Origin of the sequence: Spiroplasma sp. ChiS (genome assembly GCF_002968355.1) — a bacterium.
In the GTDB taxonomy this organism is placed as follows: Bacteria; Bacillota_I; Bacilli_A; order Mycoplasmatales; family Mycoplasmataceae; genus Spiroplasma; species Spiroplasma citri.
Genome location: NZ_PUUH01000001.1, coordinates 48,798 through 68,018, shown reverse-complemented (window position 1 = coordinate 68,018; position 19,221 = coordinate 48,798). Strand labels below are relative to the sequence as shown.

The 19,221-nt window shown below is 26.2% G+C and carries 22 protein-coding genes; 1 reads left to right on the top strand and 21 read right to left on the bottom strand.

The genetic code is table 4. From position 1 onward, the window contains the following. Positions 1-36: 36 nt before the first annotated feature. A complete protein-coding gene (locus tag C6B38_RS00330) occupies positions 37-327 on the bottom strand; it encodes a hypothetical protein (RefSeq protein ID WP_105298213.1) in 291 nt (96 codons plus the stop codon). 144 nt (positions 328-471) lie between these two features. Between C6B38_RS00330 and rpsT the strand changes: the two genes are divergently transcribed. Then, complete coding sequence (rpsT, locus tag C6B38_RS00325) at positions 472-723, top strand: 30S ribosomal protein S20 (RefSeq protein WP_105298212.1); 252 nt, start codon at positions 472-474, stop codon at positions 721-723. A gap of 71 nt (positions 724-794) precedes the next feature. On the opposite strand, the gene C6B38_RS00320 is transcribed toward rpsT, so the two are convergent. The 20 genes from C6B38_RS00320 to smpB all read right to left on the bottom strand — a co-directional run bounded on the left by C6B38_RS00320 (position 795) and on the right by smpB (position 19,214). Continuing rightward, on the bottom strand, positions 795-2,291 hold the full coding sequence (locus tag C6B38_RS00320) for a hypothetical protein (RefSeq protein WP_105298211.1): 1,497 nt from the start codon (positions 2,289-2,291) through the stop codon (positions 795-797). Between the two features lie 35 nt (positions 2,292-2,326). Further along, the gene (gene holA / locus C6B38_RS00315; protein WP_105298210.1) at positions 2,327-3,292 is read right to left on the bottom strand and encodes a DNA polymerase III subunit delta; all 966 of its coding nucleotides are present in this window, start codon (positions 3,290-3,292) and stop codon (positions 2,327-2,329) included. Positions 3,293-3,370: 78 nt separating this feature from the next. After that, entirely contained in the window at positions 3,371-3,541 is a 171-nt protein-coding gene (locus C6B38_RS10825; RefSeq protein ID WP_233485435.1) for a hypothetical protein, read from the bottom strand. Between the two features lie 28 nt (positions 3,542-3,569). After that, positions 3,570-5,042 carry a ComEC/Rec2 family competence protein gene (locus tag C6B38_RS00310; protein WP_233485434.1) on the bottom strand — a complete coding sequence of 491 codons (1,473 nt, stop codon included), beginning with the start codon at positions 5,040-5,042 and terminating at the stop codon, positions 3,570-3,572. A 33-nt stretch (positions 5,043-5,075) separates the two neighbouring features. Then, positions 5,076-5,444, bottom strand: coding sequence for a hypothetical protein (locus C6B38_RS10820; protein WP_233485433.1), 369 nt, complete (start codon positions 5,442-5,444; stop codon positions 5,076-5,078). A gap of 112 nt (positions 5,445-5,556) precedes the next feature. Then, positions 5,557-5,967, bottom strand: coding sequence for a hypothetical protein (locus C6B38_RS00305; RefSeq protein ID WP_233485432.1), 411 nt, complete (start codon positions 5,965-5,967; stop codon positions 5,557-5,559). Positions 5,968-6,118: 151 nt separating this feature from the next. Continuing rightward, entirely contained in the window at positions 6,119-8,728 is a 2,610-nt protein-coding gene (locus tag C6B38_RS00300; protein ID WP_105298209.1) for an ABC transporter permease subunit, read from the bottom strand. Further along, on the bottom strand, positions 8,712-9,683 hold the full coding sequence (gene potB / locus C6B38_RS00295; RefSeq protein ID WP_233485431.1) for a spermidine/putrescine ABC transporter permease: 972 nt from the start codon (positions 9,681-9,683) through the stop codon (positions 8,712-8,714). The genes C6B38_RS00300 and potB overlap by 17 nt, the downstream gene beginning before the upstream one ends. A 9-nt stretch (positions 9,684-9,692) precedes the next feature. Then, complete coding sequence (potA, locus tag C6B38_RS00290) at positions 9,693-10,745, bottom strand: spermidine/putrescine ABC transporter ATP-binding protein (RefSeq protein ID WP_105298207.1); 1,053 nt, start codon at positions 10,743-10,745, stop codon at positions 9,693-9,695. A 24-nt stretch (positions 10,746-10,769) separates the two neighbouring features. Then, on the bottom strand, positions 10,770-11,303 hold the full coding sequence (locus C6B38_RS00285; RefSeq protein ID WP_105298206.1) for a helix-turn-helix domain-containing protein: 534 nt from the start codon (positions 11,301-11,303) through the stop codon (positions 10,770-10,772). A 115-nt stretch (positions 11,304-11,418) separates the two neighbouring features. Next, positions 11,419-12,240 (bottom strand): HAD family hydrolase, encoded by an 822-nt coding sequence (locus tag C6B38_RS00280; RefSeq protein ID WP_105298205.1) that lies wholly within the window; start codon positions 12,238-12,240, stop codon positions 11,419-11,421. 43 nt (positions 12,241-12,283) lie between these two features. Then, the gene (gene metK / locus C6B38_RS00275; protein ID WP_105298204.1) at positions 12,284-13,435 is read right to left on the bottom strand and encodes a methionine adenosyltransferase; all 1,152 of its coding nucleotides are present in this window, start codon (positions 13,433-13,435) and stop codon (positions 12,284-12,286) included. 264 nt (positions 13,436-13,699) lie between these two features. Continuing rightward, positions 13,700-14,638 carry a hypothetical protein gene (locus tag C6B38_RS00270; RefSeq protein WP_105298203.1) on the bottom strand — a complete coding sequence of 313 codons (939 nt, stop codon included), beginning with the start codon at positions 14,636-14,638 and terminating at the stop codon, positions 13,700-13,702. Between the two features lie 17 nt (positions 14,639-14,655). Continuing rightward, positions 14,656-15,456, bottom strand: a complete 801-nt coding sequence (locus C6B38_RS00265; RefSeq protein WP_105298202.1) for a TIGR00282 family metallophosphoesterase — start codon at positions 15,454-15,456, stop codon at positions 14,656-14,658. A gap of 12 nt (positions 15,457-15,468) precedes the next feature. After that, positions 15,469-15,789 carry a YlxM family DNA-binding protein gene (ylxM, locus tag C6B38_RS00260; RefSeq protein ID WP_105298201.1) on the bottom strand — a complete coding sequence of 107 codons (321 nt, stop codon included), beginning with the start codon at positions 15,787-15,789 and terminating at the stop codon, positions 15,469-15,471. Further along, positions 15,789-16,775, bottom strand: coding sequence for a signal recognition particle-docking protein FtsY (ftsY, locus tag C6B38_RS00255; protein WP_105298200.1), 987 nt, complete (start codon positions 16,773-16,775; stop codon positions 15,789-15,791). Before ftsY ends, ylxM begins: the two co-directional genes overlap by 1 nt. A 212-nt stretch (positions 16,776-16,987) precedes the next feature. Next, positions 16,988-17,182, bottom strand: coding sequence for a zinc-binding dehydrogenase (locus C6B38_RS10815; RefSeq protein WP_233485430.1), 195 nt, complete (start codon positions 17,180-17,182; stop codon positions 16,988-16,990). Next, positions 17,149-17,712 carry an alcohol dehydrogenase catalytic domain-containing protein gene (locus C6B38_RS10810; protein ID WP_443028731.1) on the bottom strand — a complete coding sequence of 188 codons (564 nt, stop codon included), beginning with the start codon at positions 17,710-17,712 and terminating at the stop codon, positions 17,149-17,151. The genes C6B38_RS10815 and C6B38_RS10810 overlap by 34 nt, the downstream gene beginning before the upstream one ends. 194 nt (positions 17,713-17,906) lie before the next feature. After that, complete coding sequence (locus C6B38_RS00245) at positions 17,907-18,665, bottom strand: hypothetical protein (protein ID WP_105298199.1); 759 nt, start codon at positions 18,663-18,665, stop codon at positions 17,907-17,909. A gap of 117 nt (positions 18,666-18,782) precedes the next feature. Further along, positions 18,783-19,214 (bottom strand): SsrA-binding protein SmpB, encoded by a 432-nt coding sequence (smpB, locus tag C6B38_RS00240; protein WP_105298198.1) that lies wholly within the window; start codon positions 19,212-19,214, stop codon positions 18,783-18,785. Positions 19,215-19,221 lie beyond the last annotated feature (7 nt).

Here is a 19,221-nt window from a genome sequence, read left to right as displayed (position 1 = left end):
CTATAACATATTGCTTTTTTAAATAAAAAATAAAAATTAATTCCTTGTAATAATATCCAATAATTTTTCAGGTCTCATTGGCGTTACTGTTACAATTAATCTTGTGTGTTTTGCAACCACAACATATAAGTTCCCTTTTAAATTATCATCTAATTTAATATATAAATTTTTTGTTGTTTCAATGCGATCAGAAGAATTATCAATCATTTTAATAATTTTTTCTTTAATAATTCAATCATTTTCATTTGTAAAATCAGGAATTCGTTCCCGAATTCGTTGCAAACAATGAAAAGAAAACCCTAAACGGTGTTGATAATAATATCCCATTCCTATCCACCTACTTTATATTATTATACATATATATATTAAAAAATAATGATAAAATGTTAAAAAAAGTACTACTTTTCTTTACACTTTTTTATCTATTTGCTATAATTAATTTGTGTCTTAAAAGTTGAAAGGAGAGCAAAAATGGCTAATATTAAATCACAAATTAAAAGAGTTAAAACAAATTCAAAAACTAACTTAGCAAATAAATCTTTTAAATCATCAGTAAAAACAGCAATCAAAAAAGCAGAAATCGCTATTACCGCACAAGAAGCAAACGCATCAGAATTAGTTAATACTGCAATTACTTTAGTTGACAAAGCAGTTACTAAAGGAATTTATCATGCTAATAAAGCTGCTCATGTTAAAAGCAGATTAATGCTTAAAGCACATTAATTTTAAAATCCTTTTCAACAAAGACAGTAAATATTAAAAGAATAAAAAAATCATAACTAGTTATGATTTTTTTATTTATCTTTTGATTTATTAGAATCATCTTTTTCAAAAACATTATCATCCTTAAATTCATCATCAAATAATGTTGGATCCATTTCATATTTTTGGCCATTCATCATTGCAGTAACGGCTTTTTGATATTCTGTATTGGCACGAATCAATTTATTACGGTCTGTTTTAGGAGCTAAAACTGCTAAAATAATAACCATAATACCAGCAATAAGACCAGCAATCATTGAAATAATTGTAAAAATACGTAATACTTGGTAAGTTGTACTATTATAAACTTCACTTACTAAACTATTAATTGTCATAGCTAAATCTGAATCTGGTAATAATAAGTACCCTTTGATTGCTAATTGTGGATCGTTTTGAATTAAAAATCCACCATTAGGTACCGATCTACTATTAAAATATTTTTCAACAGCATTTGGTAATAATACTTGAATTAATGACAATGAAGAATAAAGAAGAATAACAATTGATAATACAACTGGTCAAAACCTAACGACATAATTATCACGTTTAAAACGTTTTTTCCCTAACAATTCATAACCCAAGAAAATTCCCGGTAAGATCGATAAAATTCCTGAGAAGGTTTGTAGCCCAGCGGATTGCATTAATAAAAACTTATATCTTGAACCAAAGCTAAATACTTCACTAAAATTATTGTTAGTATTATGTAAAGCACTATCAGCCCCACCACCTATAATCACAGGTAAACGAGTTCCCGGAATTGTATAAATAATTACTTTTGTTTCTAAATGGATATTTAGATAGGAATTTAAAAATCACAATAAAACTAACAAAGCAGAAGCTAAAATAACAAAACCAGCAACAATTTTCTTTAAAATTGGCATATACTTTGGTTTTAAAGTATAGAAATAAAACCGTGGATCTAAGCGTGGATGAATTGGCATATTTGCCATTTGTTGCATCATTTGTGACATATCAAATTTGTTTGGATTACTAAAGTCTCCTAACCCGATACCGCCCATTAGAGCCCCTATACCTCCGATTCCTGTTGGCGGTCGTCGTCCTACTTCAGACTGAGATTCAGCTGCCTCACCTTCATTAACTTTATTTAACTTTTCACGAGCATTATCAATTGCTTTTTCATCAGTAAAATCTGCTGTGGCATCAATTAACTCATTAGTGATAATGTTTTCTCTTGTAATATAATTTTTCTCAACAGCAAAATTTGAAACAATATATTGCACAAAAGCAACATATTCTTCATCTAACATATTAAAAGTAGCACCATCAACCTTTTCAATAATTTCTGATTCATTAGTAATATCAGCCAAAACTTGAGCAAATGAAAAAGTAAATTTATTATCATTTAAATTTGCATTAAATTCTTTTTCTAATGTTAATAAATTACAAATTTGTTGAATTACTAATTTTTTAAAATCTGGGTTAACTATTACTTGTGCCTTAATATTATCATCGTTAAAGATATTATATAATGTATAAACTATATGGGCATATAATTTATTTTCTTTCATTTATTTATGTCCCTCATCTCTCTTTTTGTGATAATTTAATTTATATCAAATAATTTAATTAAATACAAATCACTACTAATTTCTCTTCTTATTATACCTTTTTTTATATTATAATCAATTCAAAATAATTCTTGAATAATATTATTTGCTTTATTAATACTAAAATTATGCATATGTTCTGAAATCTTTTTTACTCGAAAAGGATGAATTTGTAAAATTTCCGCAATTTGTGAAGGTGTTTTCTTTAAAACAGATAAAACAATAATGTCTCTTGTAAAAATAACACTATTGGTAATTAATGCTAATAAAGCAATACTATTTAAACCTCGTTCTTGTAAATAATGATAATTTATTAAAAAACTATTTAAATCATTTTTTAGTAAATCATCAACTAATTTAAAAATATCTGTATCTAAATATTTTGTCATATTATTTGAAATTAAATCCATCGTAATTTTTGAATTTATCAATAACAATTTTTCTAATTCATTTTTAATAATATATAAATTATTTGGCAAATATTCAACAATCTTAGGAATTAAATTTTGGTTAATAGTTCCATTATTCTTTGTAATATAATCATCAATAAACTTGATTAATTCATTATATGATAAATTTGTTGCCTTTAAAACACTAGTTAATGCTAGCATTTGCTTAGTTATTTTTAAACGATTACTAAGCTTATTTACTGGACAAATAAAAATAATAAAAGTACTCGGATTTGGGGCTGCTAAATATTCCATTAAACTTGTTAAATTGTTTTTATTATCTATTTTTGCCTTAATTTTTTCTTCTGTAAGAAAGTAACTATCATTAACTATTATTACTCGTTTTTCTGAAAACATTGGTATAGTGTTAGCATCATTCAAAATAGATGGTAGTGAGTCTTCTAAATAATTATATTCTTGTAAATCATAATCATTATCAGGATTAATTTTTTTTAAAATCTTATTTTTTTTCATTTTAATTAAAAAAGCATCTTCTCCATATATTAAAAACATCTTTTAAAACTCCTTTAAAATATTCTAAAACCTATGATAAAGTAATATTATCATAAAAGTAAAAAATAAATTGGTGATTTAAAATAATTTAATTGCTGCTGAGTCTGACATAATATTAAATTGAAGATTCTGTTTACCATTTGTAAAATAAATTTGGCGTCTAATAGTTTTTAAATTTTCAATAACTATTTGTGCTGGATAATTTTGGCGTTTTGTTTTTTCACCAGAAATAAAACAAACTTTTGGCATTATTTTCTGCAAAAATACTAAACTTGAACTAGTCTCTGAACCATGATGTGGCACTTGTAACAAAGTGATTGGATATAATTGTTCTTTTAATAAATTTATCTCAATTTTTTTTACTAATATCACCTGTTAATAAAATTTGGTATTGATTTATTTTAACCAAAAGCACTAAACTATTATTGTTTTCATCCTCATCATTAATTGTTTTATGCAAAACAGTAAATTTTAATCCTCCAAATTGAAATTTTCTAAACTTTGTATTATTTTGAATCACTTGTTTAACATTAAAATATTTTTTTACAATTGGTAAATTATTATTATGATCATCATGGTGATGAGAAATAAAAATAGCATTAATTCAATTAATACCTGCTCATTTTAAATAATTACTAACTAATTGTTTTGAACGACCATATCCCACACAAACATCATATAAAACTGTTTTTCAAGCTCGCTTGTCGTGAAAAACAATTGTTTGACCATTACCAACATTTAACATTGTCATTGAATAATGAATACTAGTAAAATATGGTTGTAAACCATAGCAAATTATTGACAGAATGCAAAATATTCTAAATATCTTATTTACAAATTCACTCTTATTCATTATTCCTCATAAAAGAATATAATATAAAAAAAGATATCACACAGGGACATAACCAACATTCCAAATTAAATTAATTTTATTTAAAATCACCATATAATTGATTAAAAATAAATAAAAATATTGATAAATAAAATAGCATGGTGGAATAAAAACAATTATTAAAGAAAACAAATAAATTAATGATAAAATTGGGAGCAATAACAAATTAAATAAAATACTAGAAAAATTTAATTGATAACTAAAATATAACATTCATCCAAGTAAAAAAATAAACGCCATTAAGTTATAGTATAGTAATTTCTGTCAAAAATAATAATGTTTTGTTTTTGAATTTAAGTTTAAAAATAGACATGTTATTGTGAAACTATATCAAAACCCACTTCCTAAAAAACTGTATGGAAAAAATAATAATATTAATAAAATACTTAAATTTCATTTTGATTTTGCTGTTAATTTATAATTTCAAAAATGAGCATTAAATAGTGATAACGATAACAAGATAATTGCTTTCACACTAGCAAAAGAAAAATTTAACAAATATAAATAAAAAAATAAGAATAAGTAAATTATATAATAATAACCTTTTCTTCGCATTATACGCTTAAAAATTTTGGTTAAAATATAAAACAAAATATTAAGATGATAGCCTGAAACAATTAATAAATAAATAAAACCCAATTGAATAAAATAATCATATAAAACAAGCGTTGTCTTTGCTTTTTGACCAAACAAAAATAAAGCAAGCGTATCTTTTGTTAGGTCATCATAACTATTAAAAAACTTTGTTATTTTAGCAAGAACCGTATTTCCAGGTTTAACAGCAATTACTTTCGTTATATTAAATTGATAAAAAATGTTATTAGCATTTAAAAACGATTGCATATTTAATTCATACACATTAGATGCTGATTTAATGTTAGAATAATAACCTTATAAATAAATTTGATCATGTAAATTAAAATTAATAGTTGTTTTTAAAAAATATTGTTTTCAACCAACACTCAAATAATAATAACCATTCCCGTGCTTTTGAATTCTACCATAAACAATGTTGTTCTCTTGGAAACTTGGTTGTTGCAAATAATAATGACATAATGCTGAAATAATGATTACAAAAATTAATAATCCTAAATAAATTTTTTGTTGTTGTCAAATCAAAATAAAACCTAAACCTAAAATAACTAAAATTGACCAATAACTATTAATTAATAATAAATAATTAAATCCAATAATACCACCCACCAATAAAAATTGTTCTTGTTTTAAAAATTTTAATTTAGATTTTAAATTAAAAAACACAAAATAACCTTATAATATTAAAATATTTCACATAAATTCCTGTTAAATATTGTTGTAATTTATTTACTATTATTTTTGCATCAACAATTTTTAATTGTAAAATATTTATGATTTAAGACTGTAAAAATTGCGGAATTAAAACTTGATTTAAAAGTTGTTTGTTAATTAAATGGCGCTGATATCATTTAATATATTTTGGGTTTGGAATTAAGCCAATACTTGTCATTTGTCGATATTTTTTTTGTAACGTATTTTTATTAATTGGCATATAATTTTGGAACTTAAAATTAAATTTTAATAAAATTTCTTCAATTGAAATGCCAAGCATTTGTTCAGTTATTTGAAGTGGGGTTGGAATAATATTTTTGTTAAGTAATGGCAAATTATATTTATTAGTAAAAACAATTTGATAAATATTATTATTAAAATCTGTTGTAGTTTTATTTTTTTGATAATTATTATCACGAAAAGAAAATAAGAAATAAATTAAAGTAACTAATACTCCAAATAAAATTGTAAACATAAAGTACCCCTACTTTTTAATTGTTCTCCCCTACTTTCAAATTACTATATAATCATGTTATTTTTATTTTCCTTTTGTTAATTAAAATTTAATGTTAAAAATAAAAAAAATAGAAGTTAATGACTCCTATTTTTTATTTTCAAAATAATTATTAGTTTTTTCCAGCAATTAAAATATTATATTTATTTAATACATAACTATCTAAATCAGTTATCTCAAATGGACCATCTGCCATTTCTGGTTGAGCAACATACATTCCCTTCTTATTAAGTTTTGCCACAGGAACATAATCACGCTGATAATTAACCATTGCACCAGATTCTGGATCATGACCATTACTATAATTATAATTATTTTCATAGTCTATTACTTGTTGATACGGTGAAGTATAATTTGCTTCTTCTGTTAATGCGGATGAATTTTGAATAATAAAATTCATAAATTTATAAGCTAAGTCTCGATTTCTAGCATTTTTTGATAAAACCATGTTATCACTTCAAATGTTAGTTCCTTCAATTGTTTCTGGTTTTCACGCCTTTGTTGCTCGTGGGCGGGTAATAATTAATTTTGTTCCACTAGCTTCTTGATGACTTTTAGCAAATAATGTATCAGCATAAATTGCATCGCCATTATACATAAAAGCAAAATCAAAATGTCCATCACCAACGGCGTTTATTAACTCATCATTCATTAAGGCAACATTATTATGTTTTAATAATGTTGCTAATTCGTTGTAACCATGATCAACCTCCATTTGCGTTGTTGGCACTGGTTTGAAATAATTCTTTTCACTAGTTAACATAAATAAATTTCGTGGATCATTATTAATTAAAACTCGTTTATTTGCTGCTGCTTGTCATAAAATATCTCATGAAATTCCGTTTGATATAACATTATTATTTTTAACATCATTAAGTTTAATTTGGTCACGATTTTCACTAGATGCTCACTTTTCACGTTGATAACCAAATTTACCTTGAGCTGTTGTTGGTAAATTTTGATTTGCTTTAGCAAACATATCATTTAACAAATTTAAGTTACTTTCTGTTGGATTAATCACCAGTGATACTTCCCCTCAAAAATAAGGTAAACTATAATTGACAATTGTTTTTTGAGTAACTTCACTCTCTCCACTTTGAAGAATAACTTTTTTCAATTTATTTTTATTTAAAACATTTAATAATACATTAACTAATGATGCCGCATAATTTTTATCAAAACATTTTGATGTTGTTGGATCCAAAGTAGAAGGAACAATACAATTTTGATAAAATTCTGGATTTGTTTTTTGTACTGTTGCTATATCAACATTTAAATCATTAAAATATTCATTTCCCATTGTTCGTTCTGTAACATCTTGTCCATGATAATTTGGGTTAGGTTTAATAATGTTAAAATTCTTATCAACATCATTTAATTTTTGATAATCAATTTCTTCTAAGCGACCTTCTTGTGCTAACTTATTCACCATATAATCACTTGGAACCATTACATCATAATGTGTCGTATATAATTTGTTATATAATGTTTCATTACTATCATAAACACTATATTTAATTTTTACATTATATTTTTTTTCAAAATCACGGATTAAATCGGAAGTAATATATTCACCTCAATTTGCCACTGCTAAATCATAAATATTATTTTTAATATAAACTGCTGTTAGTAACACAATTGAACCAACTGAAATTGTTGCTAGTAACAATGGTTTTCAACTTTTTACCAATCAACGGAATTTTTTCCGTGATATTTTGTTAATATTTTCTTTAGTTTCTTGCCGCTCAATAAAAGTTTGTTTTTTATTCTTAATTCATAAAACACTTTTATCGTATTTTTTTTCTAGTCTAACAATTTTTCAACGTAATTGTTCTTTTTGTTTTTCATTATTAATTTTTTTATTATTTAATTGATGATAAAGTAAAGCTAATTTTTTTTCATAACGCATAATATCTTTATCTTTATAAGTTCCTTTTAGCATTTCTCGACGAAATTTATTATAATTAATTTTATAAACATTTCACCCATTTCATCCAATAATAACAACTCCAATAATTGCAATACAAATTGTTCCAAAAGCATTAATAAAAGGCTTAATTCGTTTCATTGTATAAATAAAAGTTGCAACATTGACATCATCACCACCAGTAAAATAGGAAATAATAAAGTCATCAAAACTCATTGCAAAGGCAATTGCTGCAGCTGCAATAATTGCTGGTTTTAAAATTGGTAAAATAATTTTTCGTAAAGTTTGAGATGGTTTTGCACCTAAATCTAATGAAGCCTCAATTAATTTTGGATCAACTTTCCGTAAGCGTGGTAATACTGTAATAATTACATATGGTAGATCAAATGAAATATGTGCTAAAACTAATGTTAACATTCCAAAGTTTGCTCCTAAGGCAATAAATAACATCATTAACGAAACAGCCGTAATAATATCAGCATTAATTAACGGAATATTAGTAATTGATAATGTCATTTTTTGTGTAACTCGGCGTGCTCGACTTAATCCAATTGCAGCTAAAGTTCCAATAATAACTGAAACAACAGTTGCAATTATCGCTGTAAAGACTGAAACAATAATACTTTGTAAAAAAGGTTGTTCATTAGCAAGTTGTTTATACCAACGATCGGAAAAACCATTAAAAATGCTCATACTTTCACCACTATTAAATGAAAATAAAATTAAAATCATAATCGGAATATAAATGAATAACATAATTAATGCCATATAAGATGATTTAAAAAAATTTTTCATTGCGACGCCCCTTTCTTGTTTCAAAATATTTTGATAATGCATTTGATAACACAATAATTAAAAAAACAATAAGGGCTAAGACAACTGATATTGCTGCGCCAATTCCAAATTTTTCTCCTTTAAAGAAATATGCTTCAATCACATCAACAATTAAATTAATTCAACCATTCCCCATAAATTTAACAATAATTAAAGAAGTTGCTGCTTGAACTAATAATAATGTTCCACCTGCAATAATTCCTGGGATTGATTGACGAAAAATAACTTTTCAAAATGTTTTAAAACCGTTTGCTCCCAAATCTTTTGAAGCTTCAATTAATGATGTATCAATTTTATCTAAACTATTATAAATTGGTAAAATTATAAATGGTAAAAATGCATAAACCATTCCGATAACAACCGAAATTGGTGTTCCAAGTAAATTTGAAGCAATAATATTAAACAGTGTTTGTAATCCAATAATTTTTAGTAACATATTAATTCAAATTGGTAAGGTTACTAAAATTCAAATATTTTTTGACAATAGTTTTGATTTACAAAACGCCATCACATAAGCAACTGGATACGCAATCACAATTGCAATTAAGGCCGCAATTAATGAATATCCTAAAGCTAAGAAAAGTGCAATCACAAATTTTTGCTCTGAAAAAAAAGTTACAAAATTTTTAAAATTAATTTCAAAACCTAAACTATTTCCCGTTGGTTGAATAAATGAATATAATAAAATAATTAATAATGGTACAACAATTAACAAAATCATAATGATAAGATATGGCCATAAAATTGGATTAAATCCTCTTTTAAACCATTTGTTTTGTTTCGCATGATAATAAATGTTTAAATATTTTGTTCGACATCAAGCAGCAAAATGTTGACTAATTGATTTAACCTTACTATCTTGTTTTTTAAATCATCTTTTACCCTTTTTTGGTGGTTTACTTTTGTTTTCCATCATTCTTGCTCCTTAATCATCAATCTCTTTCCACATAACATGAATATCTTCAACATTTCACGAAATATCAACTTGGTCACCTTCTTTAACTCTATCTGTTGAATGAATTAAATATTTTCGTTCTTTACATTTAACAATAATTTCCCAATGAACTCCTTTAAAATTAACTCTTTTAACTGTTCCTGTAAAGAATCCTTTTCCCACTGGAACAATATCAATATCTTCAGGACGAATAATAATATCAATTTGATTTTCATTTTCACCAAATCCACGATCAACACAAACAATTTTTTTACCATCAATTGTTACTAAATTATCTTTAATAAAAATTGCATTTGAAATAATATTTGAGTCACCAATAAATTGTGCTGTTCATAAATTTTCTGGTTCATTATAAATTTCCTCTGGTGTACCAACTTGTTGAATTGCTCCATCATTCATTACAATAATACGATCAGACAATGTTAATGCTTCTTCTTGGTCATGTGTTACTAAAATAAAAGTAATTCCAATTTCTCCTTGCAAAGCTTTTAATTCTGCTTGCATTTTTTTTCGTAATTTAACATCTAATGCAGCCATTGGTTCATCTAATAATAAAACCTTTGGCTTATTAATTAATGCTCGTGCTAATGCAACACGTTGGCGTTGCCCTCCCGATAATTGTTCAACTGATTTATCTTCAAAGCCTTCTAATCCTACTAATTGTAAAAATTTCTTTACTTCAGTTTCAATAACATCATATTTATTACGCTTAACTTTTAATCCATAAGCAATATTATCAAAAACAGTTAAATGCGGAAATAAGGCATAATTTTGAAAAACAGTATTAACTTCTCGTTTATGAACGGGTGTTTTTAAATAGTCTTTCCCTAAAAATAATAATTCCCCACTATTAGGTTGTTCAAATCCAGCAATAATTCTTAATGTTGTTGTTTTCCCACATCCTGATGGTCCTAGTAATGTGACAAATTCTCCTTCTTTAATGTTTAAGTTAATTCCTTTCAAAACCACTTTCCCATCATATTGTTTTGAAATGTTTCGTAACTCTAAAATATTTGTTTCCAAAGCTCCTGCTCCTTTTCTAATCTTTTAAAATATTGGTGGTGTTGATATTCATAATACTTCAACAATTTCATTTGTTTCGTTTTTTAAATAGTGTTGATTATTACCATATAAATAAAAACTATCACGAGTATGTGCTTTTTGTACTTTTTGTCCAGAATAAACTAACACTGTCCCTTTTAAAACATAACCAAAAATCTGACCCTCAAATGGTAATATGCGTTCTGATTCTCCTTGGGGTTTAATTTGAATTAAAATTGGTTCTAATTCATTTACTTGTGCATTAGGAACTAATCATTCAATACGATAATTATTTTGTTCAACTTTATAATGTTCTTCTGCTGCATAAACGAATTTTCTATTTTTTTCTTGTTTAAAAAAATCTGCTAAGTTGGTGCCTAAAACTTCTAAAATACTTTTTAGTGTTTCAATACTCGGAGAAGAAATATCGCGTTCAAGTTGACTAATAAAGCCTTTCGTTAATTCACAACGATTTGCTAATTCTTCAATTGTTAAATTATTTTTTTGACGTAATAGTTTAATTTTTTCTCCTAGTAGCATAGACACCCCTCCTTTAGTAATTTTGTTTAGTTATACTAAACTTTTTGTTTTTAAATTACAACCACATTAATTATAAAAAAAACAAAAAAAATATCAATAGTTTTGATGATATTTTTTATTTTTTAAAATATTTATTAATTGCTTTTGCTACTCCTGAGCGACGATAATGGGCAGTTGTATCATCAGAAATAGTTTTAATATCCGCTTTGGCATTCCCCATTGCAATTCCAACACCAACTCATTTTAACATTTCATAATCATTTGAACCATCCCCCATTGCAATAATTTCTGCTGGTTGAATATTATATATTTTAGCAAGATATTCTAAAGCATCTTTTTTGTCACTATCTTTTGGACTAATTTCTAAATTTAAACTTTGGTTTGGTAAATATGACCAATCAAAAATATTAAATTCATATTTTACTAAAAGTTTTGCTTTAAATTTTAACACATTCTCTTTTTTACCACTAACAACAAACTTGTAAGCTTGATCATACAAAGCAGTAGGTTCACCCACTAATATTCTTTTTCGTTTTGTGTGAAAACTCATTCATTTAATAATCAAACTATGCTTAGTATTAACATAAGCTAAATGCTCATTTTTAACTGAATATGCTCATAATTGAATTTTACATTCATTAGCAAGATAAAAAACATTAATTAATTCATCATTAGAAAAAACATTTTGTTGAATAATCTTTTCTTTCGCAAAATCATAAATTAATCCACCATTAAAAGCAATTACTGGCATTTTATTTTCAATAATGCCTAATTTTTTTGCTACTTTTCTAATGGCACCAATACTACGGCCAGTTGCAATAATTACTTTAATTCCATTTGCCAATGCTCACTTAATGGCTGTAACATTTTGCTTTGAAATTCGATTTCTCCTTGCTGTTGTACCATCCAAATCAAGAGCAATTAACTTATACTTCATTAGTTTTTCTCCTCTTATTCTTTATGTTAATTATATCTAAAAATTAAACAACTGGTAAATATTTTATTAAACTTTGAACTTTATCTAATTTTTCTCATGGTAGTTCAGTATGGTAACGACCAAAATGTCCATAAGTTGCAGTTTGTTGATAAATTGGTTTTTGTAAATCTAATGTTTCAATCATTGCTTGTGGACGAAAATCAAAATTTTCTTTAATTGCCTGCAAAATAATATCATTTGTTACAAAATTAGTTCCAAATGTTTCAACAAAAATTGAAATTGGTTCAGCGACGCCAATTGCATAAGATAATTGAATCTCACATCGTTCAGTTAGTCCTGCTGCAACAATATTTTTTGCGACATAACGCGCCATATACGCTGCTGAACGATCAACTTTTGTTCCATCTTTCCCCGAAAAAGCACCACCACCATGACGAGCATATCCACCATATGTATCAACAATATTTTTTCGTCCTGTTAATCCAGCATCACCTTTTGGCCCACCAATTACAAATCGACCAGTTGGATTAATTAAAACTTTAAAATCTAAATTCATTTTAAATTCTTGCACAACTGGTTCCATAATTTCTGTAATAACAAAATGCTTAAATTTATCTTCATCAATATCTTCATCATGTTGAATTGACATTAAGATTGTATCAATATAAATATGTTTAACATTAGTTAAATCTAATGTTACTTGTGATTTCATATCTGGTCGTGCCCCAATAAACATTCTTTTTTTGCGTAGCATACTTGCTCTCTTTACTAAGGCATGAGCAATTGAAATTGCTAACGGCATATAATTATCTGATTCATTTGTTGCATAACCAAACATAATTCCTTGATCACCAGCTCCGGCTTTATCAACACCAATAGAAATATCTGGTGATTGTGTTTTAACTAGTATTTCAACTTCACAATTTTGTCAATCAATTCCTCATTCTGCATTATTATACCCAATTTCTTTTAACACTTTCCGTGCTACATTGGCATAATCAACCTTTGCTTTTGTCGTAATTTCACCACCAATAATAACCCCATTAGTTGTAATAAAACATTCACATGCCACTCGTGATAAGGGGTCTTCTTTTAAACATGCATCTAAAACAGCATCTGAAATTTGATCACAAATCTTATCCGGATGCCCTTCTGATACTGATTCTGATGTAAATAAAATTCGTTCTTTTCCCATCTTTTCTTCTCCTTAATCATAAATAAAACCACATCAGAATAATGTGGCATTAATAACAATATGTTTACATATAAATTAATAGTTAAGTTCTATTCAATAACTAATAAATCTTATTGGTAGCATATCATTTTGCCCTGCTAAAAGCACCTTCTAGTTAAATATAGGGTTGCTAGTGGATCATTGTTTAGCGTACTAACCACTTCTGAATAATTTTTATGTTATTACTTGACAACAAATATATTATAACTTAAAAATTAGTTAATTTTAATTTAAATTAATTATTTCAGTAAAAATTTCAGCACTAATAGTTTGATTAGTAAATAAATAATGTTTTGCTGTCTCAATTTTTTTTATTTTAACCAGTGGATTAGTAATTAAAACTACTTGTTTTGCATTATAAAATTTATCAGCCTCTGCTTGCAATATTAAAATCTTTACTTTGAGATTATTAATTTGTTTTACTATCTTTTTATTAAGATAATTGAATTGTAAAATTTGATTTAAAAAATAAGTTTGTTCTTTTTCCATCTTTAAAGTACTATAGGCTTCATTTTGACTTAAAAGTTGATAATCAATATGAATTTTAAGAATTTTGTTTAAATTAAATAAAAATCCAAATCCAATTCCAATTTTACTAAGTATTGAAAATCTTATTCCATTTGAATTTGTAATTGGATTAACAAAAATAACCTTTTCAATTAATGGTTTTTGTTCTAATAATAAATTAATTAAACCACATGAAAATCCTTCTAATAATAAAACAATTCTTTGTTGTTCATATTTATTTTTTAAAGCTGTAATTACATCAATAATATCATTAACTAAAATTCCAACATTTTTAATCCTAGTTGGTACATTATCCCCAACATTTCGTTGATTAAAAGCAATTACTGAAACTTTATGCTTAGCTCATGTCGCATTATTAATTAAACCAGCAAAATTTTCCTTACTACCATATAAATCATGAACTGCTAAAATAATATCCTGACCAGTTTTATCAATTGTTCCTAATGTTGATAATTCATATTGATTAGAAGTAATAAAGTGTCTATTTTCAATATATTCGGGCAATTGAATTTCTCCTCGTTTTGTTTTCTTATTTAAAAGACGATAACAACGTAGAAAAAAATAACAACACAAAAAAATTCCTAGAATAATACAAATAACAATAATGATTACATTCGTTTTAATTAAACTAGTCATTTAAGTTGCTCCTTTATCTATGCTAAAAAATCAGTTTCATTTTCTGGACGAATTAAAATTCGTTCAATTTTCACTGCTTGATTGGTTTTATCATCTACTTGTAATCATACTGCTGAAAAAATTAATTTATCATTTTCAGTTGCTGGTTCAAAACGCACTGGTAAACCAGTTTTTTCTTTAATAATAATTTCCTCTGGATTTGCTCCAATAATTGAATTATAACTACCACACATCCCAACATCAGTGATATATGCTGTTCCTTTGGGCAATATTCGATTATCTGCCGTTTGAACATGGGTGTGTGTTCCAAAAAAACCAGTAATAATACCATCATAGTTCCAAGCAAAAGCTAATTTTTCTGCACTAGCTTCCGCATGAAAATCAATAAAATGAAGATCACTATTATCATTATTAATAATCTCTTCAAAAATTGTATAAGGATTATCAACTGGGCCCATAAAACTACGCCCCATTAAATTAGTAACACGAACTTTTTTATTATTAATCTTAACAACAACTGTTCCGTTTCCTGGCGTAAACGAGTTCATATTTGCTGGTTTTAATAAATCATTTACTTCTTCAATATAATTTAAAACTTCTGGATTACGAAAAATATGATTCCCGGAAGTAATAATATTAATCCCCAATTCTTTTAATTCATTATAATGATGCTTGGATAACGATTTCCCATGGGTAGTATTTTCACCATTTGCAATAATTAAATCAATCTTATATTTTTTTATTATTTGTGGCAAATATTTATTAATAGCTATTCGTCCGGCTTGTGCATAAATATCACCAATCATTACAATATTCATTTTAGTTTCTCCTTAATCACTATCAATTTTTTTTAATTTTTTTATTAATCCAGCACATTCCTTAATATTTTCAAATTCTTGATAAAGAATATCTCGCTGATGCTGCTTATATGCTAATTGTAAGTTATTTTCAAATTTATGCAAAGCATTTGTAATTTTTATCAATGAATCATATACAGCATTACGAGAAACATTTTTTAAACCAGCAATTTCACTTAAGGAATAATCATCAAAAAAATATAACTCAAAATATTCTTTTTGCTTTGTTGTTAATAATTCCCAATATAATTCATATAAAAGAATTAACTCATTTGATTTTTCCAAATCTTTCATTATTCTGTTTCCACTTCATTCTTGTTAAATAAATCTTTCGTCAAATTATAAATATATTGTTCAATATCAAATTCTTGTAAATCAACTGGTTGCTCACCTAAACCAATTAATTTAACAGGAATATTTAATTGGTCTTTAATTGCTAAAACAACGCCCCCTTTAGCCGTACCATCCATTTTTGTTAAAACAATACCGCTAACATCTGTTACCTCTGAAAAGTTCTTTGCTTGTGAAATACCATTTTGACCAGTAACCCCGTCAATTACTAATAATGTTTCATGTGGAGCATCAGGAATTTCTCGCTTAATAATACGATTAATTTTATTTAATTCATTCATTAAATTAACTTTATTTTGTAAACGCCCAGCTGTATCAATGATAATAATATCAACTTGTTCTTTTTTTCCTTGAACTAATCCATCATAAATAACACTAGCTGGATCTTGGCCTTCTTTTAATGGTTTAACAATATTGACATGCAAACGTTCTGCTCATTGGTTTAACTGTTCAACAGCCCCTGCCCGAAAAGTATCACCAGCAACTAATAGGACACTTTTCTTTTGGTCAAGAAATTGTTTTGCTAATTTAGCAATAGTTGTTGTCTTACCTGCACCGTTAACACCAACCATTAAAATAACATTTAATCGTTGGTCTTTGATATTTAATTTATTTTGTTTACTTTTTGGATCATTATATAAATCCATAATTACTTCAACTAAATAATCATTTGTATCTTCAATACTTCAACCTTTTCGCACTTTTTTTCGAATTTGATTAGTAATTTGTAAAACCATATTCATTCCCATATCACTTGCAATTAAAATTTCTTCTAATTCTTCTAAGTATTGATCATCATATTTTTTATACTTATGTGCTAATTTTTTAATATCATTAGAAAAAGTTAAGCGCGTTTTGCGTAACGCCTTTTCTAATTTAATTTGTTTCTTTTCTTCACGTTTTGCTTTTAATTTTTGAAAAAAACCCATTTCTTTCCTTCACCCTATTCTATTGCTTGTTATAATTTGACAACAACTTTAAAAATATCTGTTTCCATAAAAGTTTCATATGCTTTTAACACTTCATTTTTATTAAAAGTTTTTGATACTAAATACTTTGGAATAATTTCTTTATTTTCAATTTTTAATACAAGTTCTTTTAAAGTATAACAATTTAAAATTCCGGTATGAATATTAATATTTTAATTTCATAATTGTTGTAAGTTAAATACAACTGGTTTTTTGAAAACACCAATTGTAATAATTGTACCATTAAAATTAATCATTTGTTGTGCCTGCTCAAAAGTACCTGGGTCATTACCTACACATTCAATTACTAAATCATATTTAATATCAAAAGTAGTTAAAGTACTATCATAAATTTTATGCGCCCCCATTTTTTAAAATAATTTAATTTTTGACTATGATGACCATAAATATCAATTTTTTTATTATATTTATTTAACAACAATAAAATGCCTAAACCAATTGGCTCATCACCAATAATTGCAACATTATTAATTTGTTTTAAATCAATTTTTTTAATAACATTTTCATATTCTGTTGATAACACATCGCTTAACATTAATGCATCAGTTAAATTCATTGTTTTTGGAATTTTAATAACACTATTCTCCCCATAAGGGACACGAACATATTCAGCATGCGTTCCATTGATTTTAGTTCCCAAAATAAAACCACCATTTGTACAATTAGCAAATGCTTTTTGTTCACATCATTGGCAAATATTACAGTTAGTAACACATCCAATCGCAACACGGTCGCCGATTTTAAGTTTTGTAACATCATCTCCAATTGCTGTCACAATTCCAACTCCTTCGTGTCCCATAATTGTGTTAGGAACAACACTATTATCATACCCTAAATATGGGCGATAATCCGCATGTGAAAAAGTAAACCCCTCAATTTTTACAATAATATCTGTTGCTTTTTTAATAATTGGTTCGTTAGTTTCGGTTTATTCAATCTTCTTTTTTCCTTTAAAAATTAATGCTTGCATTTTCTTCCACTTCACTTTCTACTTATGATTATACCGAAATAATAATGATGTTAAACAAAAAAAGAACAAGACCAAATAACTTTAAACTAATTATTTTTATCCTATTCTTCAACTTGCAATGTACCTCGTTCAAGTTCCACCGCAACATTAGGTTCAACTAAATCCGTAAATAAACGTTGGCGAGGTGTTCTTAAATTAAAATATTGACGTGAATTTTTTCGAATTAGTTCTTGATTTTCATCAGTTAAATTCATAAAAACCCAGGCATCAGTACAAACTGGTAAATTATTAAACATAATAACTTCTGCCGCATATGTTTCTGCTAATTGCACACTATCTTTAATTTCTTCATAAAATGGAACAATAAAACTATCCTCTAAATCATTAATTTTTTCAATTGATGGATCATTAGCAATTCCAATTCCAATTCTAACTTCACGAACAACTTGGTATTTTTCATATAATGTATAATTAATAATTTTAACAGTTGTATTAATATAATTAGCAATTTCAATTAAATAATTTAAATCCCCATCATCTTCATATAATGCTAAATAAATATTTTCATGGCGATGAATTCCAATAACATTTTCACCCATTTTTAACGAACTTAAAATAGTTTCTTCTAAACTATTTATAATTCATTGATAAGTATTCTTATCATATGCTTTTTTAATTTCTTTTTCATTAATAAAACGAACAACAACGGAAGAAACAGATTGATTTTTATCTTCTTTTAAATAAAAAGGTGGTAATTGTAAATTTGATAACGCCACACGATTACGATATTCATCAAGTCTATTTTTACTATAAACATATTCTTTTAATATTTCAATCGTTTGTTGCGGTTCTCACTTCATATTTGTTTACCCCTTATTATCAATTAATTAAGTTAATTATATCATAAAAAGCCTTAAAATAAAGGCGATTATGATGTTGAACCTTATTAATTTAAAATTTATACCATAGTTTAAGAATTAATACTTCCGGCGTAAACGCTCATTATCCCGTTGTTTAATTGTTTCACGTTTATCATAATTCTTCTTCCCACGAACTAAAGCAATTTCTAATTTAGCATAATTATTTTTAAGATATAACTTTAACGGTACTAACGTTAAACGTTCTAATTTAATTCGTTGCAAAATTTTCTTAATTTCTTTTTTATGTAAAAGCAATTTTCTAGTACGGTCAGCGTCTCGCACGTATGCTGTTGAAAATTTATATTGAGCAATTATCATATTAATAACAAACGCCTCATTTTTTCGAATAATAACAAACGCCTCATTAATTGATACATCATTATTACGAATTGACTTAATCTCACTGCCTGTCAAAACAATGCCAGCTTCATAGGTTTCAATAATTTCATAATTATACCGTGCTTTTTTATTAACTGTAATTGTCAACATTAATATC